Origin of the sequence: Thalassotalea psychrophila, from assembly GCF_031583595.1 — a bacterium.
Taxonomy (GTDB): Bacteria; Pseudomonadota; Gammaproteobacteria; order Enterobacterales; family Alteromonadaceae; genus Thalassotalea_A; species Thalassotalea_A psychrophila.
In genome coordinates this window covers 2,785,679-2,810,714 of the sequence record NZ_CP134145.1, presented here as the reverse complement: position 1 = coordinate 2,810,714, position 25,036 = coordinate 2,785,679, and the positions used below count along the sequence as shown (strand labels likewise).

The 25,036-nt window shown below is 38.1% G+C and carries 23 protein-coding genes; 2 read left to right on the top strand and 21 right to left on the bottom strand.

All coding sequences use genetic code 11. The annotated features are described in order from the left end of the window. Positions 1 to 13: 13 nt before the first annotated feature. From RGQ13_RS11460 to RGQ13_RS11450, 3 genes are all read right to left on the bottom strand, one after another. The gene (locus tag RGQ13_RS11460; RefSeq protein WP_348389885.1) at positions 14 to 1,270 is read right to left on the bottom strand and encodes a hydroxymethylglutaryl-CoA reductase; all 1,257 of its coding nucleotides are present in this window, start codon (positions 1,268 to 1,270) and stop codon (positions 14 to 16) included. Between the two features lie 128 nt (positions 1,271 to 1,398). Further along, a complete protein-coding gene (gene yfbR, locus RGQ13_RS11455; RefSeq protein ID WP_348389884.1) occupies positions 1,399 to 1,995 on the bottom strand; it encodes a 5'-deoxynucleotidase in 597 nt (198 codons plus the stop codon). A gap of 186 nt (positions 1,996 to 2,181) precedes the next feature. Then, positions 2,182 to 3,399 (bottom strand): pyridoxal phosphate-dependent aminotransferase, encoded by a 1,218-nt coding sequence (locus RGQ13_RS11450; protein WP_348389883.1) that lies wholly within the window; start codon positions 3,397 to 3,399, stop codon positions 2,182 to 2,184. Between the two features lie 475 nt (positions 3,400 to 3,874). Between RGQ13_RS11450 and RGQ13_RS11445 the strand changes: the two genes are divergently transcribed. Both RGQ13_RS11445 and RGQ13_RS11440 read left to right on the top strand, forming a co-directional pair. Further along, on the top strand, positions 3,875 to 4,465 hold the full coding sequence (locus tag RGQ13_RS11445) for a hypothetical protein (RefSeq protein WP_348389882.1): 591 nt from the start codon (positions 3,875 to 3,877) through the stop codon (positions 4,463 to 4,465). A gap of 111 nt (positions 4,466 to 4,576) precedes the next feature. Continuing rightward, complete coding sequence (locus RGQ13_RS11440; RefSeq protein ID WP_348389881.1) at positions 4,577 to 5,851, top strand: MDR family MFS transporter; 1,275 nt, start codon at positions 4,577 to 4,579, stop codon at positions 5,849 to 5,851. 118 nt (positions 5,852 to 5,969) lie between these two features. Here the strand turns inward: RGQ13_RS11440 and RGQ13_RS11435 are convergent, their stop codons facing one another. The 18 genes from RGQ13_RS11435 to rsxA all read right to left on the bottom strand — a co-directional run bounded on the left by RGQ13_RS11435 (position 5,970) and on the right by rsxA (position 24,995). Continuing rightward, positions 5,970 to 6,350: a hypothetical protein gene (locus RGQ13_RS11435; protein ID WP_348389880.1), complete on the bottom strand. Its 381-nt coding sequence runs from the start codon at positions 6,348 to 6,350 to the stop codon at positions 5,970 to 5,972. A 430-nt stretch (positions 6,351 to 6,780) separates the two neighbouring features. Further along, positions 6,781 to 8,496 (bottom strand): proline--tRNA ligase, encoded by a 1,716-nt coding sequence (locus RGQ13_RS11430; RefSeq protein WP_348389879.1) that lies wholly within the window; start codon positions 8,494 to 8,496, stop codon positions 6,781 to 6,783. Between the two features lie 109 nt (positions 8,497 to 8,605). Then, positions 8,606 to 8,824, bottom strand: coding sequence for a hypothetical protein (locus RGQ13_RS11425; protein ID WP_348389878.1), 219 nt, complete (start codon positions 8,822 to 8,824; stop codon positions 8,606 to 8,608). Between the two features lie 177 nt (positions 8,825 to 9,001). After that, positions 9,002 to 9,982: an oxygen-dependent tRNA uridine(34) hydroxylase TrhO gene (gene trhO, locus RGQ13_RS11420; RefSeq protein WP_348389877.1), complete on the bottom strand. Its 981-nt coding sequence runs from the start codon at positions 9,980 to 9,982 to the stop codon at positions 9,002 to 9,004. A 138-nt stretch (positions 9,983 to 10,120) separates the two neighbouring features. Beyond that, positions 10,121 to 10,840, bottom strand: a complete 720-nt coding sequence (tsaA, locus tag RGQ13_RS11415; RefSeq protein WP_348389876.1) for a tRNA (N6-threonylcarbamoyladenosine(37)-N6)-methyltransferase TrmO — start codon at positions 10,838 to 10,840, stop codon at positions 10,121 to 10,123. Positions 10,841 to 10,864: 24 nt separating this feature from the next. Further along, a complete protein-coding gene (gene rcsF / locus RGQ13_RS11410) occupies positions 10,865 to 11,260 on the bottom strand; it encodes an Rcs stress response system protein RcsF (protein ID WP_348389875.1) in 396 nt (131 codons plus the stop codon). A 53-nt stretch (positions 11,261 to 11,313) separates the two neighbouring features. Further along, a complete protein-coding gene (locus RGQ13_RS11405; RefSeq protein ID WP_348389874.1) occupies positions 11,314 to 13,710 on the bottom strand; it encodes an ATP-binding protein in 2,397 nt (798 codons plus the stop codon). Positions 13,711 to 13,887: 177 nt separating this feature from the next. Then, positions 13,888 to 15,735: a DUF885 domain-containing protein gene (locus tag RGQ13_RS11400; RefSeq protein ID WP_348389873.1), complete on the bottom strand. Its 1,848-nt coding sequence runs from the start codon at positions 15,733 to 15,735 to the stop codon at positions 13,888 to 13,890. A 132-nt stretch (positions 15,736 to 15,867) separates the two neighbouring features. Then, on the bottom strand, positions 15,868 to 17,193 hold the full coding sequence (locus tag RGQ13_RS11395; protein WP_348389872.1) for a M28 family metallopeptidase: 1,326 nt from the start codon (positions 17,191 to 17,193) through the stop codon (positions 15,868 to 15,870). A gap of 17 nt (positions 17,194 to 17,210) precedes the next feature. Then, complete coding sequence (locus tag RGQ13_RS11390) at positions 17,211 to 17,756, bottom strand: YaeQ family protein (RefSeq protein ID WP_348389871.1); 546 nt, start codon at positions 17,754 to 17,756, stop codon at positions 17,211 to 17,213. Positions 17,757 to 17,773: 17 nt separating this feature from the next. Next, on the bottom strand, positions 17,774 to 18,163 hold the full coding sequence (gloA, locus tag RGQ13_RS11385; RefSeq protein ID WP_348389870.1) for a lactoylglutathione lyase: 390 nt from the start codon (positions 18,161 to 18,163) through the stop codon (positions 17,774 to 17,776). A 71-nt stretch (positions 18,164 to 18,234) separates the two neighbouring features. After that, positions 18,235 to 18,870 (bottom strand): endonuclease III, encoded by a 636-nt coding sequence (gene nth / locus RGQ13_RS11380; protein WP_348389869.1) that lies wholly within the window; start codon positions 18,868 to 18,870, stop codon positions 18,235 to 18,237. Between the two features lie 66 nt (positions 18,871 to 18,936). Beyond that, positions 18,937 to 19,644, bottom strand: coding sequence for an electron transport complex subunit E (locus RGQ13_RS11375; protein WP_348389868.1), 708 nt, complete (start codon positions 19,642 to 19,644; stop codon positions 18,937 to 18,939). Then, positions 19,637 to 20,278, bottom strand: coding sequence for an electron transport complex subunit RsxG (gene rsxG, locus RGQ13_RS11370; protein WP_348389867.1), 642 nt, complete (start codon positions 20,276 to 20,278; stop codon positions 19,637 to 19,639). The genes RGQ13_RS11375 and rsxG overlap by 8 nt, the downstream gene beginning before the upstream one ends. Positions 20,279 to 20,280: 2 nt before the next feature. After that, the gene (rsxD, locus tag RGQ13_RS11365) at positions 20,281 to 21,339 is read right to left on the bottom strand and encodes an electron transport complex subunit RsxD (RefSeq protein ID WP_348389866.1); all 1,059 of its coding nucleotides are present in this window, start codon (positions 21,337 to 21,339) and stop codon (positions 20,281 to 20,283) included. Positions 21,340 to 21,341: 2 nt separating this feature from the next. Beyond that, entirely contained in the window at positions 21,342 to 23,849 is a 2,508-nt protein-coding gene (gene rsxC / locus RGQ13_RS11360) for an electron transport complex subunit RsxC (RefSeq protein WP_348389865.1), read from the bottom strand. 10 nt (positions 23,850 to 23,859) lie between these two features. Continuing rightward, positions 23,860 to 24,414 carry an electron transport complex subunit RsxB gene (gene rsxB / locus RGQ13_RS11355; RefSeq protein WP_348389864.1) on the bottom strand — a complete coding sequence of 185 codons (555 nt, stop codon included), beginning with the start codon at positions 24,412 to 24,414 and terminating at the stop codon, positions 23,860 to 23,862. A gap of 2 nt (positions 24,415 to 24,416) precedes the next feature. Further along, positions 24,417 to 24,995 (bottom strand): electron transport complex subunit RsxA, encoded by a 579-nt coding sequence (gene rsxA, locus RGQ13_RS11350; protein WP_348389277.1) that lies wholly within the window; start codon positions 24,993 to 24,995, stop codon positions 24,417 to 24,419. Between the last annotated feature and the right edge of the window lie 41 nt (positions 24,996 to 25,036).

Genomic DNA, 25,036 nt, shown 5'->3' with positions numbered 1-25,036 from the left:
ATGATTCGTTCTGTTAACGGGCCAGTTTTCGATGAGCTTTGGCAAAGTGGCCAGCACAAAAGGCGCCAATCATTGATAGCTCTCCAGCTAAACAAAGGCCAGCACAAACTTCTGCTAGTGCTCGGGCATGACCATTACCGGCTAGACCAAGTAATTGTAAATTAGCTTGTTGACTAGGTAAGCCTGTGCCGCCGCCAACTGTGCCTACCATAAGGTTTGGTAACGTTACTGAGGCATATAGGCTACCATCGTCGTTTAGCTCCATACGAGTTACACCCACCGCAGATTCAGCAACACATGCGGCATCTTGGCCACAGGCAATATATAAGGCAGCTAAACCATTAGCATAATGACCTTGTACGCCAACAGAGCCACTTAATACACCACCAACTGATGACATACGCCAAAAATCAGCCATGCGCTCTGGTGTTGTGTGTAGACGCTTTTTAACTAGTTCAGCACTTATATGTACTTCTGCTGTTACTTTTTTACCACGTACGCCATTTAAAGACTGCATGGTGGCTTTTTTATCTCCAGATAAATTAGCATCTAAAAAGGAATATTTTGCTTTGGTAGGCGAGTGCTCTGTAATGTATTCAAGTACAGCATTAGTGGCAATAGTCACCATGTTTTGCCCCGAGGCATCACCGGTCAGATAATCAAAAATTAAATAAACATGATTTCCTTCAATGTTTATTTTTAAATCTTTAAGAGTTAAGTGGTTTGACGTACTTTCAGTGATTTCGGTAAATGTGTCAATTTGCGTGGTCGCCCAAGCAACAAACTGTCCTGCTTGAATAAGAGTGTCAAAAGCAAAGCCAGGAGTGCGACACACACCTTCATTTAGTAACATGGCGCTACAACCACCAGCTTCAGAAATCAATAAAGCGCCGCGGTTATAAGAGGCAACTAGCGCAGCCTCAGTAGTCGCTAACGGGACAAAATAATCGTCTTGAGCAAATAAACCATTCACTCTTAAAGGACCCGCGACACCAACAGGAAGTTTGACTGTACCAATAAAATTTTCAATGTTTTTTTGATACAAAGCCATACTATCAACAGCTGATTGATCGAGTAACTGTTGTTTAGCTTGCTCACAGTCAATCGCCTGCCAACGTTTTTCAACAGTACTTTCTTTAACGTACATGTTTAAAGGCTGGCGCTTAGCAATAGGTTGCTCATTTGGCTTTAACTGTTGCAACGACTCATCAGTAATGTTTGTTAATACTGAATAGACTTCGGCATATTTATTTTGGTTATTCTTTGGCATCGATTATTTGATCATTTATAAAGCTTTGCTGGCTACTAAAAATTACACAGTAGCCTAAATTAAGGAAGCATATTGTATAAGGTAACGAGCTGCGGGGGAAGGGCAGGATCTTATAATCTAAAATATTGTTAACTATGCTTTGAAAGTTTATCAACGGTAGCAGTACAAAACCGTAAAAATGTTGTCATAAAATATTCAACTTCAGGCATGGTTTCAGTGAGACTATCCAGTTTTGATTTTAAACGTTTCTCAACATGTTTAAATTCGGGGTTGTTGTGGTTTAATTCATCAAGTGACTTAACATAAGCAACCATAATGTCAGCGGCTTTTACAATGGCTTTATATTCACTGTCGACGTTATCTTGAATAATTAGGTCTTCAAATACATCTCGCAACTCTTCTGGTAATGCGTCTAAACATTCTTGTTCGGCAAGCGCTTCTATTTTTTTAAACTCAAAGGCTATTTCTTCATTGGCATATTTTGTTGGGCTAACAATATCACCATAGCGAGTTTCTGATGCTTCATGATATAAAGCAATAGTCGCGGCTCTGTCGGCGTTCAAATTACCATTAAATTTTTTGTTTTTGATTACTGCCAATAAATGAGCAACGATGGCAACTTGATGAGAATGTTCTGCAATATTTTCTGCTTTTACGCAGTACATTAATGCCCAACGTTTGATCAGTGGCATGCGAAACATCCATGCTAAAAATGTACTTTCCATCAGTTTTCCTCTGGTTTGGTAACGTATTCGAAGCGCTAGCGTATTAGAAGTAGCAAAGCTACATATTCGAAACTAAAGTGAGACTACAGAATTTATACCATCCGTGGCAATTCTAAGTTTAATCATCCATGATTTAAAAGTCCCACCAACCTAATTCCTTAGTCCTTAGACCTTAGTTCCTTGTCCCTACTTTTGACTATAGTGGCTAAAGAAATGCTTTAAGCGATTAATTGCTTGGATCAAATCTTCACTATGCGGCAAAAATACTAACCTAAAATATATGCCTTCATGCAAATTAAATGCACTGCCTTGCACCAACAGGATCTTTTCTTGGCGTAATATATCTAGCACCATTTGTTCATCGTCATCTATGCCAAGCTTTTCACCATCGACTTTGACAAATAAATACAGCGCACCTTTTGCCTTATGACAACTTAATCCGTCAATTTCATTAATCATTTTATGAGCAAGATCAACTTGTGCCTTTAAACGTCCGCCTTCTTCGACAAGCTCATTAATACTTTGATAACCACCAAGTGCCGTTTGAATTGCGTGTTGGCAAGGAACATTGGCACATAAACGCATTGACGCTAACATAGTTAAACCGTCTAAATAACTTTTTGCTCTAAGTAAAGGTCCTGTTAGCATCATCCAACCCGCTCTAAAGCCGGCAATGCGGTAGTTCTTTGATAAACCACCCATAGTAACAATAAGCACATCTTCGTTTAGGCTTGCCGTTGGTGTATGAGTTGCGCCGTCATATAACACTTTGTCGTATATCTCATCAGAAAAAACAATCAGGTTATGTTTTTGTGCTACTGCAATAATCTGCTCTAAAACCTCTTTTGGGTAAACAGAGCCTGTTGGGTTGTTAGGGTTGATGAGAACAATAGCTTTAGTTTTACTGGTGATTTTGCTACTGATATCTTCGATGTCCGGATACCAGTATTTTTTTTCATCACATTTATAATGCACAGGCGTACCACCTGATAATGATACCGCGGCAGTCCATAATGGGTAGTCTGGTGCAGGAATAAGAACCTCGTCACCTTCATTGAGTAGGCCTTGCATTGCCATCACAATAAGCTCACTTACGCCATTACCGATAAAAATATTATCTACATCTAGATTTTTCATCCCAAATTGTTGGTAATACTGCATAACAGCAACGCGTGCCGAGTATATGCCTTGTGATTCACTGTAACCTTGCGCAGTTGGTAAATTATGAATTACATCTCGTAAAATATCGTCTGGTGCTAAAAAACCAAATGGGGCAGGGTTACCAATATTAAGTTTAAGTATTTTGTGGCCTTCTTCTTCTAAGCGCTTGGCTTCCTTGGCAATAGCCCCTCTAATGTCATAACACACACCGGAAAGTTTCTTTGATTTTAAATACTCACTCATGACGACCTACTTACTACTGTTATATATACTATGCTAAAACATGAAGTTAACTTAAATACTAGTCGTTTGAAACACTTGCTGACATATTTTTTGTGAAATTTGTCGAGTTTTTTAATATAACTAATAATATATATACCCGTCACCATTCAAAGTGCGGGATTTCAGTGGGAATTAAAAGTAATTTAGGCGAGGCATTGAATTTAGAGAATGGTTGTTCCATTGTTCAATTTAATAACGCGGCATAAATTACTTTTAAACCCATCGAAGAAGTGCTTGAGCAATCCCACTACTTCGTTGTACCTATTTGCAAGGTTTGTACACGGATGTACTATATTAGAGCAACGCAGGAGCAGTTGCAGGGAATAACCATTACTGTATAGGTACGCCTTGTATTGGAATCGCTCAAGCACTCTGAAATCTGCATATTGAATGGCGACGGGTATAGAGTATGTTTTTCCAAAAGAGGGTTCAAATTATGCCTTTACCCCTGTTGTGGCTTGGTGCAGCAGTATTAGGTGCCGCGGCAATTAAAGAGCTCGACATAAAACGAGATGAGCAAGATCATCACCGTGAAAACAGTGATGGTATAAATACGCGCGGCAATATTAAAAAGCATGATTCAGGTATTGCTAAATATCCTAAAGAAGTTTTTAAAAATGATACGTTAGCCATTGTTCGTCCTGGTGCATTAGTTTGCTGTGGCCTCGGGGGAGTATTAGAACATACGGGTATTTTAGTTGACGAAGATACCATAGTAGAACTGCATGGCAGTGGTTTAATAAAGGCAATTTCGCCCAAACGATTTTTACAAGAGCGTTCAGGTAGCGATATTTATGTTGCCTGTGACTCAACGGGTGAAGCTATTTGTGATGACTTAATCGCTGATCGTGCAATAAAACAAATATACGACTACCAAGATTATGATTTAATTAAAAATAACTGTAATCGCTTTGTCTGGCAGTGTATAAGTGGCATGAAAGAAGATATCACCACGTTTCATCAATTGAATAAAAGACTTTCAAAACGCTTTGATCGTAAAATTTATTGGGATAGATGGGAGGCTTAAAAGCTAGAAACGAGAGACGAAGAGCGAGTTCATTGTCAATTCAAAATCGGAATATCACGTATATAACGTGTTAATTAACAAAAATAGAAAATAATATAGTAAAGAGTAGTTATGCATAGCGATATTTCCCTTAACCGATTTAAACAATTTCCAATACTTATGTGGATTTTATTATTTGGTTCATTCATTACCCGTGGTAGTTACTACATGGTTTGGCCATTTCTGGCGGTGATCCTGTATGAAAAGTTTGCTTTGTCAGCGACTCAAGTTGGTTTGATTTTGTCTAACGCTGCGATTATTGCTGTATTAGTAAGTTTTGCCGGTAGTATTTTATCTGATCGTATTGGCCGTCATAAATTGATGTATACCAGTGGAATTTTATACATCATTTCATTTTCGTTATTAGCCCAAGCAGATAGCATTACTGGCTATGTAATAGTTATTACGCTGTGCTCTATTGCAACGTCTCTGTGGCGACCATTAACGTCAGCGCTGATAGGCGATATTATTTCTGATAGAAAAACACGAGAACTTGCGATGCAGTCGCTCTATTTTATCGTTAATGTTGGTTGTGCTGTAGGGCCCTTGTTAGGTGTTTGGTTTGGCTTAACTGGTGAGCAATCGAGTTTTTATATCACTGCAGGTGCTTTTGCCTTTTTATTGATATTACTTTACTGGGGTTTTCATCAGCACAAGGTAAATATTGACACTACAATTGAGCAGGTTAAGCAGCCGGTAGAAACAACAAAACCAAAGTCCGATGATGCAAGTCTCAGTCAAATATTTTCAGTGTTACTGCAAGATAGACTCTTGCAGTGTTTAATTTTTGCCAATATCTTATGCATGTTTATTTATGCGCAAATGGATAGTTCACTTATTCAATACTTAACTCGGCAACAAGTACCTGATTTATTAGAGTTAATTTCTTCGATGATTTTCACCAATGCGGTAGTGATTATCTCGACGCAATTTATTTTACTTAAGCTAATGTCTAGATTGACGTTAACTGTACGTATACAAATTGGCCTAGTTTTATTGATGTTATCGCAAATTTGGTTATCAGTTAATCCACTCGATCTTTTTTGGGGCTGGATTGGCGCAATTATAGTTATGGCACTAGCGGAAGCAATTTTATTCCCGACTATGAATGTGCATATTGATCGTTTGGCGCCTGATCACCTGCGCGGTGCGTATTTTGGTGCTTCTTCGTTTTATGACTTTGGCTTTGCTTTAGCACCTTTAGGCGGGGGCATTATTCTCGACCATTTGGGCGGGCCTTGGTTATTTATGATCAGTGCAGGTCTATGCTTATTCGTTATTTATTTGTACGCAATTTTGGAAAAAATGCCTAGGCCAAATTTTGAACGTATAAAAGAAGGCAGTTAAAAGCTAGAAAGTTAGAAACGAGAGACTAGAAACGAAGAGCAAGTTCAGACCAACCTGTGAAAGAGGTTGGTCTGAACTTGGGTTGGTCCGAATTCATTCGGACGTAATCCTCGATGAACTAATGTTTTGTTGAGGAATATAGACTGTTGCTTGAACAATCAGCTAAAGCATTAAACTCTTTTGACAAGGCTTTGCCTTCTTCGCTATTTTCCATCACATTTTCACCTGCAGCCCAAGACTGCATATTAGGGTATACGTCGACAAACATAAAAACGTTTCGTTTGCCGACTCTAGGCTCTAGGTTGTAGCTAACTATGCCACCACCTTTAACATTGGCATTCATGAATTTGACCCATTTATCATTTAATGCATCAGCGTCCTTCATTGTTTTACCTTCATTAAATTTACATTGCCAAACATCAACGATGGTTGGTTCGGCATAACTGTATGAGCTAAATAGAATGATAAAACTGGCGATGACTTTAATTGTATTTTTCAAAATTATTTCCTCGATTAATGAACTTGGAATACGTTATCCAAAGAAAACGAGGGGATTGGTATTTATACCAAGTCCATTAATTATCTGCTCATTTTTACTGGTTAAAATAAATAACTACGGCGTTATAAAATTTTTAAGTACATAAGCATGGATGCTGCAGGTAGAGCGACGCAGGATGCCAAAGCCGAGAATAACTACTTTTAAAATCTTATGCCTTGTATTTATCCATTTTTCCTCACTAAAAAGTAGATCACAAAACTATTGGAATTGGTATTACCTCCCAAGACAACTTTCTTATCAATACTACTTGGTCAATTATTGTACAGTATTGGGGATAATACCAATTCGATTGGTTTATTGAGGTTTAGTTTATTGCAGGCGATAAAAAAGGGCCGTTAGGCCCTTTGATAAAAATGTACTAATTTTTTAATTAGATTTTAGTAATAAAATCCAATACGTCAGCAATTTTAAGCGTTGATTTGTCGCCAGCAATACGATTTTTGTATTCAACTTCTGCATTATCTAAATTACGTTCACCAACAATAATGCTGTGTGGAATGCCGATAAGCTCCATGTCTTTAAACATAACTCCTGGGCGCTCTTTACGGTCGTCAATCATTACTTCAATTCCCGCGGCTTTTAAGTCACTGTAAAGCTGCTCGGCAGTTTCATGAACTCGATGAGATTTGTGCATGTTCATAGGAATGATTACAACTTTAAATGGCGCAATTGCTTCTGGCCAAATAATACCGTTTTCATCATTGTTTTGTTCGATTGCTGCAGCAACAATACGAGATACACCGATACCGTAACAACCCATAGTTAAGGTTTGGTTTTTACCTTGGTCGTTTAAAACCGCAGCGCCCATAGCTTTGGCATATTTTTCGCCTAATTGGAAAATATGACCAACTTCAATACCGCGTTTAATTTCTATGGTACCGTTACCACATGGGCTCGGATCCCCTGCAACAACGTTACGAATATCAGCTACGGTGTAATCTTTAATATCACGATCAAAGTTTGCACCATTAAAATGGAAGCCAGTTTCATTTGCTCCACAAATAAAATCGCTTAAATGGGCCGCGCTGCGATCAACAATAACAGCAGTGTTTAAATCAACAGGACCAATAGAGCCAGCGTCACAATTGGCAGCAGCAGTAATTTGCTCTTCGCTAGCAAACGCTAGTGGCGAAGCAACACCGGCAATCTTTTCTGCTTTTATTTCGTTAAGATCATGATCGCCGCGTAATACAAGAGCTATGATTGGCGCTGTTTCACCTTCTTCACATTCACCAACAACGAGTAAAGTTTTAGCAACCTTAGATGCTGATACATCAAAGAATTTACATACATCTTCAATAGTATGCACATCAGGAGTAGCAATTTTATTAATACCCATTTCACCATTGGCACGTTCACCGCTAGGTGCTAATGCTTCAGCTTTTTCAATATTAGCCGCATAGTCACTGTGAGAGCTAAAGGCGATATCATCTTCACCTGATTCAGCAAGCACGTGAAATTCATGAGATGCATCACCACCAATTGAACCTGTATCTGCGATAACAGGACGGTAATCTAAACCTAGTCTGTCGAAAATTCGACAATAAGCAGCGTGCATATTCTGATAAGTTGTATCAAGGCACTCTTGCGACAAATGGAAAGAGTAAGCATCTTTCATTAAGAATTCACGACCACGCATTACACCGAAACGAGGACGAATTTCATCACGGAATTTAGTTTGTACTTGGTACATGCTAAGTGGTAATTGCTTATAAGAGTTTAACTCAAAGCTAATTAGTTTTGTGATCACTTCCTCATGAGTAGGGCCTAAAACAAATGAGCGATTGTGTCTGTCTTTCAATCGTACTAATTCAGGACCATAGTCATCCCAACGACCAGACTCTTCCCATAAGTCGGCAGGTTGTACCATAGGCATGAGCATTTCAATAGCACCGGCTCTGTCCATTTCTTCTCGAACGATGTTTTCAACTTTCTTTAATACTTTTAACCCGGTAGGTAGCCAAGTATATAAACCTGATGCGACAGGTCGAATTAAACCAGCTCGTAACATGTATTGGTGACTGATAACTTCAGCATTTGCTGGTGTTTCTTTTAAAGTAGAAAGTAGATACTGGCTAGTGCGCATTGCTGTACAATTCCGAAATATAAAGTGATAAAAAAATTTTTCAGTATTTTATACCTGTACGACCTCAAAGTACAAGATTTCAGTGGCAATTGATCAATTAAAGAAAGGTTTATCGTTTTCGACGGATATAACTGCGTTTAATAGTGGCATGTTTATGGCAGCGTCTGCGAGTATTTAACCACCACATGCTATGGGGTTCGCTCATAGGTAAATTACAGGACGTTAATTCTAAGGGGGATATATGTTGGGCAAATTCAACACTAGTAACTTGGTAGTTATCTCGTAACTGTTCATTATCAGAGTCAATATCGACCATATCTACCATCATTTTGACTGGTTAAATTTTGTACAATGATAAATCTATTTGATTAAAAATTCAAATTTATCTACTTTAACTGCGTTAGGAACGAATCACGAATACGTTCCACTGCGAATACGGCACTTCGTTCCTTCTAACAAAAGAACTATCGAAGCGCAGCGTATTCGAAGCTACGTATTCACAGTTTTAAGCGTTTTCTTGTTGTTGCTTCACTTTTGCTTTTTTATCTTTGCGACGTTGTTCAATTGTTTTAGTTACTTCACTACCAATATGGTTTTCACCACGGGCTTTGGCTAAGTTCATTTGTTTTTCACGCTCAGCATATCGTGCACGTTGCTCATTAGTTACTTTGTTAATACAGCGGTGACAGCTAACGCCACGTTCATATTCTTTAAGTTGTTTTTCTTCTTCTGTTATAGGCATTCGACAAGCGTGACATTGATCGTATTTGCCTTTTTCTAAAGAATGGTCAACAGCAACACGATCATCAAAAACAAAGCAGTCGCCTTGCCATAACGTATTTTCTTTAGGGACTTCTTCAAGGTATTTTAAAATACCGCCTTCAAGATGATAAACTTCGTTAAAGCCTTGCTCTTTCATATAGGCCGTAGACTTTTCACATCGAATACCACCAGTACAGAACATCGCAACTTTTTTGTGCTTGGCCGGATCTAAATTGTCTTTTACATATTGTGGAAACTCTCTGAACGTTTCAGTTTCAGGGTTAACGGCGTATTTAAAAGTACCGATCTCTATCTCATAATCATTACGAGTATCAACAAGTAACACCTCTGGATCTGAAATTAATGCGTTCCAATCTTGTGGTTTAACGTAAGTACCAACAACTTGCTTAGGATCGATACCTTCAACACCCATAGTTACTATTTCTTTTTTCAGCTTAACTTTACAGCGCTTAAAAGGGGCTTCTTCGGTGAAAGATTCTTTATGGGATAAGTTGGCTAAACGCTCATCTGCTTGTAAAAAAGATAAAACATTATTTATGCCTTCACGAGAGCCCGCGATAGTACCGTTAATGCCCTCATTAGCGATTAATAACGTACCTTTAACATCATTGCTTTCCATAGCGTTATGGATAGGTTTTCTAAGTTGTTCGAAGTTTTCTAAGGTAACAAACTTATAAAGTGCACAAACTACAAATTGTGACATGGTGATTCCTCTTGCTGACCAGAACGTAAATCTGGCGCTAATTAGGTTATTTTTTAATGATACTTTTACTTAAGTAACGTTTGCTTATTGAAAGCGCCGCGATTATACCGATAAAGTTTAATTATACCAAGTCTAACGTTATGTTAACTTTTCAATGCTTAGAACTGTGCAGTCATTATTTTGAATTTGCCAGCGGATGTTTAAATCATACAAGCTCATTCCGTACTCTTGTAATTCGGTATTTGCCTTTTTGTATGCGGGTCTTGGATCTTGACTTAATACCTGTTCAATAAATAATTTTAAATCGGAGTAGTCAGCGTTAACCTGAATAAGTTGTTGTTCAGCTTTAGTATTAAAAGTAATTAACAAATCTGTTTGTTGTGGAGTTTGCGCCATAGCAGAGCTTGCCTCTGTGACATTGTCAGAGTAGGGAATATAAGGCTTGATGTCTAAAATAGGTGTACCGTCAAGTAAATCCAGACCACTAATATCAAGGGCTAAATTACCATTGATTTTGCAAATGCCATTAAGTTTTACCACAGACATTCCAACAGGGTTGGGCCTGAAAGTGGAGCGAGTGGCAAATACACCTGTTTTTTTATTGCCACCCAAACGCGGTGCTTTAACTAATGGCTTCCAACCTTGATCACTAGTGCCATGAAAAACAAAAATCAACCAAAGATGAGAATGTTGTTCGATATCTCGAATGAGCTCTTGTTGGTTTTCATCTAGCAATAACTCAAGTTTACCATGTGCAGCACTAACTAGCCCCGGCTGTCTTGGGATAGCAAATTTTTGTTTATAAGGTGAGTGAATTACACCTATAGGAGAAAATGAATAACTGTTTAGCTCTGTCATCGTTTATGCTTTTATTATTGACGTTTAATGGTCACTAACTTGGAATGCTTTGCCATAACAAACCATCATTTCTAGGCATTGCTGATCTTCAATAAGTGTACATGAGGTGAAAACAACGGCATTTGCCTCCATGCTTGCTGCTTTTTCTCTTGCCATCGTTCGGGCGTCAGCAGCGTTAGCTGGAATATCGTTCTCTTTAGCTTTACAGCTTTCACCTTCAATTAATCCTAGAGAAACAACTTTACCTGGTAACTCGTCTTCAGTTTGATAAACGGTGACATTGCCTGCGGCAAAATATTCATCGAAATTTTCTTTATCTAAATTAGTTTCAACACTTGGCCCATTCGCACAAGCTGAAAGAAGTGTTACTGTGCTAATGGTTAACAAGCTAACTATTTGTTTTATAGAAATTATTTTCATTATTGATTTCATTATCTTTATAAATTATTTGTGTTTATCATAAAATTTGACATTCATTTTATATGTTTATGGATCACTTTCTCAATATCTGCCAATAAAAATGGTTTTGAAAGAAAATCATCCATGCCTGATTCTATACATTGTTGAATATGCTCATTTTGTGCATCAGCCGTTAAAGCAATAATTGGAATGTGATCATAATCTTTATTGGCACGGATCGTTTGACTGGCAATATGACCATCCATTATCGGCATATGTATATCCATAAATATCAGTTGGTAGTTATTTTCTTTAAGGGCATCTACCGCTTGTTGACCATCCTCTGCAATGTCTACTTCAAGACCAAGCTTTTCAAGTAAACCTTTAGCAACAATTTGATTTAATTTAAAATCTTCAGCCAGCAACGCTTTGACCCCTTGAAAAACGCTGTGTTGTTTTTCAATTGCTGTCGTCACATCTTGAGGAGATAATAACTGTAAAATACTATTAAATAAAACCGGGCAGTGCAGAGTTTGCAGGTTTGCTTTAAAGGCAAACAATTCCTTACTATCATTCTGATTAAAGTTTGAGATCAGTAATAATTGAATTTTATCGTTATTTAGCCAGTCTTTATGTTGCGCTATTATATTATTTACTTCACTGTTTTCGCTGCAGGTTAAGTCAAGCACTATCAGTGATTCTTCATTAATAACAACTTGTGTTTCTATCAAGCTTTGTAAGCTGGCACTGTTAAATGCAAGGTTAAGTGTATTTGCATGTAGTTTAAAAACATCGATATGGTGTTCATTATTGCTGAATAAGTGTATCGGCTTCTTTAATATTTCAGGTGAATGTTTAGTCAGTTGTTTCTTTAACGGTATGCTTAAACTAAAGCGACTGCCTTCTCCTAGCTGTGACTTAACCGAAATATCTCCATCCATTAAACGGGCTAAACGCTTGCATATCGTTAATCCTAACCCTGTGCCCCCGTGAATTCGGGATGTTGAGTTATCGGCTTGCGAGAATGGTGCAAAAATATGTTCAAGCTTATCTTTGCTTAGACCGATGCCAGTGTCTATAACAGAGAAAACAATACTGGTTTTGTCTTGGTTATAGTCTAGTGAGACCTTAATAAAACCTTGTTCAGTGAATTTAACTGCGTTGGAGGTTAAGTTCATCAGTACTTGACCAATACGAACAGGATCACCATAAAACTTGGTGTTTAGTTCTGGATCAACAATAAACTGCAATTGCAGATTTTTATTTTGTGCACTAATGGCTAAGACATTCGCGATACGATCAAAAATCGACAGTAAATCAAATTCGATGTTGTCTAAATTAAGCTTGTCGCTATCAATTTTAGAAAAATCTAAAATATCATTTAAGATATCAAGTAATTGCCTCGCGGAGAGTAATATTTTATCAACATAAAGTTTATCTTCTGGGGCGAGCTTTTGATCTTGTAATAGCTGTGAAAGCCCGATTATGCCATTCATTGGCGTACGGATCTCGTGGCTCATATTAGCTAAAAATTCACCCCTAGATTTATTTGCCGCTTCTGCTTGTAATTTAGCTTGTTGAGCAAGATTAGTTTGTTGCTCAAACTTTGATACTGTTTTTGCTATATCGTCTTGCATTTGATTCATCGAATTAAGTAATAAGTTAACATCAGCGGTTTTACTTTCAAGCTTTGGTCGCTTTGAAAAGTCACCATTGGAAATTCGTTGGGCTAAATTAGTGATAGTAAAAAGTGGGTTTGATATGTGCTTTATCAAGTAAAAGCGAATTGATAATAATGCTAATATAAAAGCGATTTGTAACAGTAGTTTAGTGAGTCTAATGTACTTTATTTGTTTCTCTAAATTATGACTTTTATTTACATGCCATTTATCATAATCGTGTTGGAACAAATCAATTTGAGCCATTATTTCACTTTTAGCTTTAAGGTATTCGGTGCCATATAGAATATCTTTGGCAATACGCTTACCAGTTTCACTGTTCTCTTGATAGGTGTTAATTGCCTTCAGCTCACTTTCAACTAATTTATCAGCCAAATTAACTGCGATAAGTAATTTGTTTAGTTCGCTCTCTCGAGCAAGTAGGTTTTCAACAATTTTTGTTAATGGAACTTCTCTATAATTGTGTGTTTCTCGTTCGGTATGTACACGATCCCAGTAAATACTGAAATAATTTTCAGGTCGTAAACGTTCACCATTACGAATTTCTAAAATTTCATAAAAGTAATCATGATAGGTTTTATCACCAGTAACGATATAAGTTCTAGATGTTCGAGTTAGTTTATTCGAGGTATCCCTAACTTGCGCACTAAGCTCCATAATAGCTATGCGGTCATTTTCAAGGGCATTGAGTTCGCTAGTTGTTACTTGGTAATAATAGAAAACGCTAATATTGGCTGTGATAAGCACTAACAGCAGCATAAAAAAACGTGAGAAATAACGATTTATAGTCATTAAGTTTGAACTGCATAAAAAGGCGAATACATTGAAGTAAAGTGTATCACTGAAGTGTTGATTTAGCGAAAAAGTTTATCGTTTTTATGATGTTATCATTCTATCGGGTGCAGGTATGTGGGGTCAGACCAAAACCTATTTTTTAAATAGTGTTTTGCTCTGACCCCTGTTCTATGCTTACGACGCTTTTTTCTCAGCGATGTAATTTTTCATCATAGTATCCATTACGTCCAATGGTAAAGGGCCGTTTTTAAGATATACGTCATGGAACTCACGGATATCAAATTTATCGCCAAGTTCAGTTTTAGCCATTTCACGCATACGTAAAATTTCTAACATGCCAATTTTATAAGCCGTTGCTTGTGAAGGCATAACAGCATGGCGTTCTACCATTTTTACTGCGTCTGATTCAGCGTTTGGTGTATTGGTTACATAATAGTTAATTGACTCTTCACGAGTCCATTTTTTAACATGCATACCCGTATCTACCACTAAACGACAAGCGCGCCATAGTTCCATCGCTAAACGACCAAAGTCTGAGTATGGGTCAGAGTACATGCCAATTTCTTTTGGTAGCATCTCTGTATATAAACCCCATCCTTCACTGTAAGCGGTGTAGCCACTAAACTTACGAAAAGTTGGGATTCCTTCAAGTTCTTGTGAGATAGCTAATTGCATATGATGACCAGGAATACCTTCATGGTAAGCTAATGCTTCCATTTGATATGTTGGCATAGCTTTCATGTCATAAAGGTTAGCGTAGTACATACCCGGACGAGAGCCATCTGGAGCAGGGCGATTATAAAAAGCTTTACCTGCAGATTTTTCACGGAATGCTTCAACACGTTTTACAATTAGATCCGCTTTTGGTTTAACTAAGAATAACTCATCTAAATGTGTTTTCATCGTGTCAATTAATGCGGTCGCTTCGCTTAAGTAGCGTTGTTTGCCTGCTTCATCATCATTATAGTAAAACTGTTCATCTTCACGCATGAATTGCATAAATGCAGCTAAGTCACCTTTAAAGCCAACACTATCTTTTATAACACGCATTTCATTATGAATGCGGTCAACTTCACTTAAACCAATTTGATGAATTTCTTCAGAGGTTAAGTTTGTTGTGGTTGTTTTAGCTAATGCAACATTGTAGAAATCATTACCTTCTGGAAATTTCCAAGCTCCAGCATCATTTGTTGATTTTGGCTCTAAGTTAATTAGGTAATCTACTAAGTTTTGGTAGGCAGGTTGAACACTCGTTAAAAGAGCTTCATTAGCTGAAGCAATAAGAGCTGATGATTCGGTATCACTTAGTTCTAATTTCGCAACCTTCTTCTTAAAGTCAGCTAAAAGAGTTGAATCTTCGCCATCAGAAAAAGGCGCTCCATTGATTAAGTTTTGAGAGTCACGAATAACGTGTGGAAAAACAAAACTAGGGGCAATAATACCTTTCTCTTCGCGAATTTTTAACTGGACGATTAATTGCTCGATTACAGTATCAATACCTGACAAACGCTCGATATAAGCTGCAGCTTCGTCGGCATTATTTACAGTATGTTGATTAATTAAAAATGATGGGATGTTTGAATGTTGACCATGCATTTGGTTTACTGGGTAATTATGGTAACGCCATTTGTGATTGGCAATTTCTTTTTCCATGCTTCGTTCAGATAATTTATAGCTAATTTTTGTTTGCGCATCTAAGGCATCAAAATCAAACGCGTGCAGGGCAACTAAATTATCCTTTGTTATCTGCAGTTCTTTTTCGGCATTGGCTTCAGAGTTGTCATCCCATTTTCCATAGTCTTTTTTTATGCCTAAATACGTTTGAAATTGTGGAGAACGCATCACCGCATCCATGAATGTTTTTTCAAAAAATGTATTTAATCGTGCTGATTCACTTTGCTCTTCTGCTGTAACTTCTGCTTGTGGTACAGACGTTTCTGTTTGAGTCGGAGCTGAATTATTACAACCGAATAGCAAAGCTGAAGATAGTGCTAAAGCGATTAGTGATTTGTTAGTTTGCATATAAATTCCTACGGATATGGAAAAATCGATGACGAAAGGGTGCCTTAATTTGTAAATAATGGCAACTAAGTCGTAGTATTTTGTTAATCCGACACGGTGAAGTGCCGGTTTTTTAAGATAATTTACAGAAAGTTAAAAGATTAGACCGGTAGTTCTAGGTTGTACTTTTTCAATTCTAGTTGGAGTATCTACGCCACTGATCAAAGACACACTTGCAGCTGCAATTGCATTGACTATTTGAGTCATTTGCTTCAAATCAAGAGTTGCAAGTTCATCACTGACTTGATGATAATCATGATCATTACTCATCTGGGTACTAGATAGACTATGAGCTGGCACGCCTAGTTGTGCTAATGAAGCATTATCTGAACGATAAAATAATTTATACTTTGGGTAAGGATCAGCAAAAACCTGCTGTTTTATAGAGTTTAAATTTTTGTTAAGTATTTGCGCCAAATTTGAACGCTCAAAGCCTGTCATCCAAAATGTACCGGGACCAAACTCTGATGGTTTACCGATCATTTCGATATTTAACATGGCAACGATACTGCTCGCATCAATGTCTTGAATAAAGTATCTAGAGCCTAAAAGTCCAGATTCTTCAGCAGTAAAAGTAACATACATTATGCTGCGCTTATTCTCTATATTTTGATAATGGCGGGCTAAATTTAATACCGCACTTACGCCAGAGGCATCATCATTAGCACCGTTGTATATATTATCTTCTTTGCCATTAGCGCTCTCGCTGGTGTGAGCATGAGTGCCTATGTGATCATGATGAGCAGAAAATACTACATATTCCTCAGGTTTTATTGAACCTGGTTTTACCGCTATGATATTTGTTAATTCTTGCTGTTGATGTTGTATCGAACCACTAATCAATAGATCATCGATGTTTGTCGTATCAGTCAAAATCATCACTAATGCAGTAGACGTTCTTTCTTCTATGCTTTGGCTACCACCAGAGAAGTGGTTTTTATAGCGCTTAAAAAGCTCTGCATGAGCGCTATTAACCAGCAATATGATATTGCCGCCGTTAGTATTTGCTTGGCTTAATATCGAGCGCAAGTCGTCGGTATCGTTTACCACGCTGATGTTAGTATTGTCTTTTGTGAACTCAAAACTGCTTGCACTACCGGCAAAGGCGATATTTTGTGAAGCTATTTTAATAGAGTTTAACGTTGCAGTTATGTTGTTGGGTATATAGCGATGTAATGTAAACTTTTGTTTAAAGCTGGTTAAGCCATTTAAAGGCTGCAAACCTGCTTGTTTAAACTGAGTGGCGATATAATCTTCTGCAATTATGATTTCGGGGCTACCGGCAAGGCGACCTTGCAAATCATCAGAGGCCAAAAACTGCATATCTTTTTCAATACTGGCAACGCTTATGTCACTAGCAACACAAAGACAAGAAAAAGCACCCAGTAATAGGGTGCTACAATAAGTTTTAATATTCATATTTTCTGTTTATTCTTTTAACTGTTTTGTTCTAATAGGGTTTCAAGATCTATTTGTACGGTTGTATCATTATTACCAAGCCAAATTTGACCTGAATCGATACTGCATTGTAGTTCCATGGTTCGATCAACTAAGCTGGCTAATTGCTCACAAGTTTCGTCATCAATTTTATAAATATTTAAGTTAGAAAAGCCAGATAATTTATTTTGGATCTTTTTCCACCAAACATCAGCAGCAGAGCCATAACTGTATAAACTCATTTCTTTAGCTCGAGTACAGCCTTTTTTAATCCGTTTTTCATCAATTTGCCCTAACTCTATCCATAAATGAATTTGTTCAGAATAATCTTTTACCCAAATTTCTGGTTCATCATCGTCACTTAGGCCTTTGCAAAACTGTATATCTTCTCTAGCGTTTAATATGTAAGCTAAAATTCTTACCATCATGCGTCGATCTGTTTCAGAAGGATGCTGAGCAATGGTAATGTTTAACGTATCGTAGTAATGCCTATCCATATCAGATAATGAAATAGTGGCTTTATAAATTGTTGCTTTTTGGGCCATAGTGTTTTCGAAGGTTACTAATCTTCTTTTGCCTGTATTAGTTCAATGGCATAGCCATCGGGGTCTTTAACAAAGGCGATTTCAGTTGAACCGCCTTTAACTGGACCTGGAGCACGAGATATTATGCCACCAAGTGATTCTATTTTGTCACACGCGGTGTATACATTATCCACTTCAATGGCAATGTGACCAAATGCTTGTCCTATGTCGTATTCTTTAACGCCCCAGTTATAGGTAAGCTCTAATACTGTCGAGTGTGCCATATCGTCATATCCTAAAAAGGCTAAGGTGTATTGATATTGTTCATTGTCACTTCGACGTAATAAACGCATGCCTAAAACATCTTGATAGAAGCTAATTGAGCGATCTAAATCACCAACTCGCAGCATGGTATGTAAAATTCGCATTCAGCTTATTCCTTGGTATCTAATGTAAAACTATACATTAATAACTTTGTATCGTGATTTCTAAGCATAGTCTAGTCTGATGTCTTCTCTTTAAATTCACACAAGTCTTCTATAATACAAGCTGTGCAACGAGGTTTACGAGCGACGCATGTATAGCGGCCATGTAAAATAAGCCAATGGTGAACATCAACTTTAAATTCTGCTGGAACCACTTTTAGTAATTTTTGCTCAACATTATCAACGGTTTTACCCATTGCTAGTTTAGTACGGTTTGATACTCGATAAATATGGGTGTCAACAGCAATAGTAGGCCAGCCAAAGGCTGTATTTAACACTACATTTGCAGTTTTACGGCCAACACCTGGCAAAGCTTCTAAAGCAGCACGATTTTCTGGTACTTCGCCATTGTGTAGAGTAACTAGCATTTGACAAGTTTTTATGGTGTTTTCAGCTTTAGTATTAAACAAACCTATGGTTTTGATGTAGCTTTTAAGTTTGTCTAAGCCTAAATCTAAAATTGCTTGTGGTGAGTTAGCCACAGGATATAGTTTATCGGTAGCTTTATTTACACTAACATCGGTCGCCTGCGCAGAAAGCAGTACCGCAATTAATAATTCAAACGGTGAGCTAAAGTTTAATTCTGTAGTAGGATGAGGATTGTCATCTCGAAGTCGAGTTAACATCTCGAGGCGTTTTTCTTTATTCATATATTATTATTCTTATTATAAAGTCTAAATAGACTAATATGCTGTTAGTTCCTAGTTCCTATGAACTTACCCTTCAAAATTAACCCTAACACGCTCGATCGTTTTACTTTTCTCTGGCTTAGGTTGTTTGTCAGCGATACGAGTATCTATGCTATTTTTGGCGGCAATTAAAAATCCCATGGCAATAAATGCCCCTGGCGGCAATATAGCTAATAGAAATTTGCTATCAAAACTAAATATTTCTATGCGTAGCACTGTAGCCCAATCTCCCAAAAGCAGTTCAGCGCCATCAAACAAGGTACCTTGGCCCAGTATTTCTCGAATAGCCCCGAGTGTCATTAATACAAAAGCAAAGCCAAGCCCCATCATCAAACCATCAAAACTGGCTTGTTTAACCGGGTTCTTTGATGCATAAGCTTCTGCTCTGCCGATAATGGCACAGTTAGTTACAATAAGTGGTAAGAAAATACCTAGCGACTGATATAAACCAAAGGTGAAGGCATTCATAAGTAATTGAACACAAGTAACAAAAGCAGCAATGATTAACACGAAAATTGGAATGCGAACTTCTTTTGGTACCCACTTTCTAATTGCCGATACGGTTGCGTTAGAACAAACTAAAACCAACAATGTTGCTAAACCCAAACCAATTGCATTTGTTAAAGTGTTGGTAACCGCTAGTAACGGACAAAGGCCCAGAAGCTGTACTAATCCAGGATTATTTTTCCATAACCCTTGCCAACTAAGTTCTTTATATTCACTACGTTCAGTCATTGCTTATTACTCGACACGAGGTGGTGTTAGTGACAATCTCATTTTTATGAGTGTTGAAATAAAGTAGGGCATTGTGCACCGCTTTCACTACCGCTCTAGGTGTAATAGTTGCGCCGGTAAATTGATCAAACATACCGCCATCCTTTTTTACAGCCCAGCGTAAATCTTTTTCGCCATCAATAAATTTTCCATCGAAACTGTAAATCCAATTAGCTTTCCTAATTTCAATTTTATCTCCAAGACCAGGGGTTTCTTTATGTTTTAATACACGTACACCGCTTATGGTACCGTCAACATTAATGGCTACGAGTAAATTGATATTACCATTGTAACCATCTGGAGCAATGGCTGTAATAGCAACGGCAACAGGGATGTTATCCATGCGTGCTATATAGGCCGTTTGTGGATTACTGCTGCCTAGCAAATCATTATCAGTGATAAACTGGCAATCTTGGTATAAGTCATTATTTAATCTGCTTGATGCAATAACTTGATGTAACGTATCAAGTAATTGCTGCTCTTCTTGGCGTGCAATGGTGTCTTTAGTTAAATAATTTACAACACCAACCATTGCTGTACAGGCAACCGCAAACATGGCTAGTACTTTGGCATTTTGTTGAATAGCTATTTTCATAATTATTTTGCCGCCTTATGACCATAAGTTCTAGGTCTTGCATATTGATCTATTAATGGTACGGCCATGTTGGCCAATAATACTGCAAAAGCAATAGCATCAGGGTAGCCACCAAATTTTCGAATGATATAAACTAAAAAGGCTACCAATGCCGCATAGATGATTCGACCTTTACGGGTTGTAGCTGCAGATACAGGGTCTGTTAAGATGAAAAATGCACCAAGCATAGTACCACCAGCTAACCAATGAAACATAGTAGATGCACTGCTATCTGGACTAAGACTAAAGCCAATAAAAGAGAAAATAAACATAGCACCAAGGAAGCTTGCCGGGATAACCCAGTCGATGCCTTTTTTGGCGATTAATATTAACCCACCTAGCAAAAAACCTGCATTTACCCATTCCCAACCAACACTGAAATTTTCACCAAATACTGGATTAACCATACTTTCAGCAGACGTTAACCCTAGGGTCAGGTCGGTTTTCAAGGTATCTAACGGCGTTGCCATCGTGATACCGTCAATATTCATTCTTATTTGCTCAACTGAAAAGCCTTCCCAAGTGTAACCGCTAAGAATTAGCCATAAATGATTAAAAAAGCTTAAGTCGTATACCATTAATTCATTAGCGGGTTGCCATGATGTCATTTGTACAGGAAAGGAGACTAAGAGCATTACATAAGCGGCCATTGCAGGGTTAAACAAATTAAACCCTAAACCGCCATACAATTGTTTAACCACACAAATAGCAAAGATACTACCAATAGCCGTTATCCACCAAGGTGCTAGCGAAGGTATTGAAATACCGATTAACAATCCAGTTAATACCGCGGAAAAATCAGTGATTTGCGCTGTAATGTTTTTATCACGAATAGCCAAAAATGTAACTTCTGCCAATACTGCAAATGTGATTGCCAAGATAATTTGAATAATAGAACCCCAACCAAAAAAATACCATTGAGCAAAAACTCCTGGCAGGGCGGCTAAAATGACCAAACGCATCAAAGCTGGTGTTTCAGCTTTGATATGATTGTGTGGGGAACTTGCTATCCAAAATGCCATGGTTATTCAGACTCTTTATTTTTTTCTGCGCGAGCAGTTTTAGCTTTAGAAATAGCGGCTGCTATTTTAGCTTTTTTATCAGTATCGCTTAACGAAACTTTTTTTGCTTCTGTTTCTTGGTTTGCAGCCGTTGCTGCTTTCTTCGCTTTTGCTTTAGCAACTGCGGCAGCAACTTTTTGTTTCTTTAATTCTGCAGGTGAAATCTCAACTTGCTTCGATGTTTTAGCAACACTTTTAGTATCAATAACTAGGTCTAGCTCTTCTTGTGCTGATTTCGACTCTTCTCTTTCAATTTTCTTTTTAGCTTTTGCTTTAGCTACTGCAGCAGCGGTGCGTGCTTTTTTCTGTGCAGCAGCACTAGATACTTGTTCTGATGCTATGCTTTCTTCCGTTTTATCTACCGATTGCTCTGCAGATGAAGCTTTGACTGCAGCTGCTTTTTTCGCTTTAGCTTTTGCTACGGCAGCAGCGGTGCGTGCTTTTTTCTCTGCAGCAGCACTAGATACTTGTTCTGCTGCTATATTTTCGTCAGTTTTATCTACCGATTGTTCAGCTGATGCAGCGTTGGCCGCAGCTGCTTTTTTCGCTTTAGCTTTTGCTACGGCAGCAGCGGTGCGTGCTTTTTTCTCTGCAGCAGCACTAGATACTTGTTCTGGTGCTATATTTTCGTCAGTTTTATCTACCGATTGCTCAGCAGATGCAGCGTTGGCCGCAGCTGCTTTTTTCGCTTTAGCTCTTGCTACGGCAGCAGCTGTGCGTGCTTTTTTCTCTGCAGCAGCACTAGATACTTGTTCTGGTGCTATATTTTCGTCAGTTTTATCTACCGATTGCTCAGCAGATGCAGCGTTGGCCGCAGCTGTTTTTTTCGCTTTAGCTCTTGCTATTGCCTGTGCCGCTCTGGTTTTAACATCGGCTTCTTCGGCTACAGGTACATCTGTTGCAGTTGCTTGTGCGGCTTTTTTTGCTTTAACTCTAGCAAGTGCTGCTGCAACGGCTGAATTGTTTGATTTAGCTTGTTCTGGACTTGTGGCTGCTTTTCTTGCTGCCATAGCTTTTTTGTGTTTTTCCTCACGAGCAAGCTTTTCTTTTTCTAAGCGTATGTTACGCGCTTCAAAACGTATTTTTGCTTTTTCAGCTTGTGCTTCTTGTACTTTGTTTTGTCTGATCTCGGCTTTAGCCACGCGGTAATACTGAACTAAAGGGATTTGACTTGGGCATACATATGCACATGCACCGCAATCGATACAGTCAAACAGGTTTAATTTTTCTAATTGATCATATTCTTTGGCTTTAGCGTGCCACTGTAATTCTTGTGGTAATAATGAGCTTGGGCAAACTTCAGCACACTGCCCACATCGAATACATTCAAGCTCTTTAGTTGCAGGTGATATTTCAGCAACGGTAGGTGCTAAAATACAGTTTGTGGTTTTTACTACTGGTACATCAAGGCTAGGAAGAGTAAAGCCCATTAATGGACCACCCATAATAATGCGCTGCTGTGTAATGTCATGCTCAGAGCTATTTTGACTAAAACCACATTGTTCTAACAAATGTGAAATTGGTGTACCTAAAGGAACCCAAAGGTTTTGTGGTTTTTTAAGCGCTTGTCCAGTAACAGTTACTACTCGACGTATTAAAGGTTTGTCATCAATAATAGCTTCTGAAATTGCAAATACAGTTGCCACATTCTGAACTATAACGCCTAGGGAAACCGGTAATACACCACTTGGAACTTCTTGCCCGGTTAAGGCTTGAATGAGTTGTTTTTCACCGCCGGTAGGATATTTAGTCGGTAACACACAAACATGAATGTTTTTGCTGTCATTTGTTGCCGCTTTTAATGCTTTTATTGCTTGTGGTTTATTATCTTCTATACCAATTAATATATTTTCTGGCTCTAATAAGTGATTCAAAATACTTAAACCATTAAAAATTGCAGCAGAGCGCTCACGCATTAACAAATCATCGCTGGTAATATAAGGTTCACATTCAGCGGCGTTTATGATTAAAAATTTAATCCCAGGTGTAGTATTTACTTTGATATTGGTTGGAAAGCCAGCTCCACCCATGCCCGATATACCTGCTGCTGCGATCTTATCAACGATATCTGCTTTACTTAAACTTTTGAAGTCCTCAACAATATCTCGTTTTATCCAAGTGTCAAAGCCATCTGGGGTAATAAATATGCATAAATCAGTCATCCCTGAGGGATGCGCCATAGTCGACGGTTTAATTGCAGTTATTGTTCCTGATGTAGGCGCATGTACTGGGACACACATCGGGTTATCGTTTTTAGTTAACGCTTGGCCTTTTAATACTTTTTGACCAACTTGAACCAATATATCACCAGCTTTGCCGATATGTTGCTTCACAGGCAATATCAGCTCTTTTGCTAGAGTAATGGTTTTAATGGGCTTATCAACAGTTAAAAACTTTTGCTCTGGTGGATGAATACCTCCGGCAAATTTGAAGAATTTTTGTTTTTTAATACGCTCAATGACAGATTCCATTACAACTCCACTAATCTATCTGAACTACATCAATAGCTTGCAAATCCCATTGCCAAGTTTCTGGCGTTTGCGCTATGGATATCATTTCAATGCAATCTACTGGACAAGGCTCAACGCATAAGTCACAACCTGTGCATTCGTCAATTATAACGGTGTGCATTTGCTTCGCAGCGCCCATGATGGCATCTACAGGGCAGGCTTGAATGCATTTGGTACAACCAATACAGTCTTCTTCAATAATAAAAGCAACTTTAGGTGTGTTGTCTTGTTCGTGTGTTTCATCAAGCGGTTGGACTTCAACGCCCATTAAATCAGCAATTTTTTTAATAGTGTCATCGCCACCAGGAGCACATTTATTAATGGCCTCACCATCAGCAACGGCTTGCGCATAGGGTTTACAACCTGGATAACCACACTGACCACATTGAGTTTGTGGCAGTAGGGCATCCAGTTGTTCCACTAATGGGTCGCCTTCAACTTTATAACGCACAGATGCGAATCCCAATAATGCACCAAAAGCGGCAGCAATAAGTGCAAATACAACGATAGCTAAGATAATGTCCATAGTTATTTAACCAAACCAGTAAAGCCCATGAAGGCAAGGGACATAAGACCTGCGGTAATCATCGCAATTGCAGCGCCTTGAAAAGGTTTAGGTACATCAGCATTAGCAAGGCGTTCACGCATTGCTGAAAACATAATTAATACAATGGAAAAGCCAACGGCTGCGCCAAAACCATAAACAATAGATTCGAAGAAATTGTGCTGCTCATATAAATTTAATAAAGCCACACCAAGTACTGCGCAGTTAGTGGTAATTAATGGTAAGAAAATACCTAATAAACGGTATAAATTGGCGCTAGTTTTATGTACTACCATTTCAGTAAATTGCACCACAACAGCAATCACCAAAATAAAGCCCATAGTAGTTAAATATTCTAAGCCTAATGGTTGAAGTAGATAGGTACTGAATAAATAACTTAATAACGAGGCGAGGGTAAGCACAAACGTAGTAGCTAAAGACATACCAATAGCGGTTTCAGTACGAGAAGAAACCCCCATAAATGGGCATAAACCTAAAAACTTAACTAGAACAAAGTTGTTCACTAACACTGTGCCAATCAACAGTAATAGATAATCAGTCATTTATAATATTTTTTATATGAAGTTGCCTTCATTATCCTAGT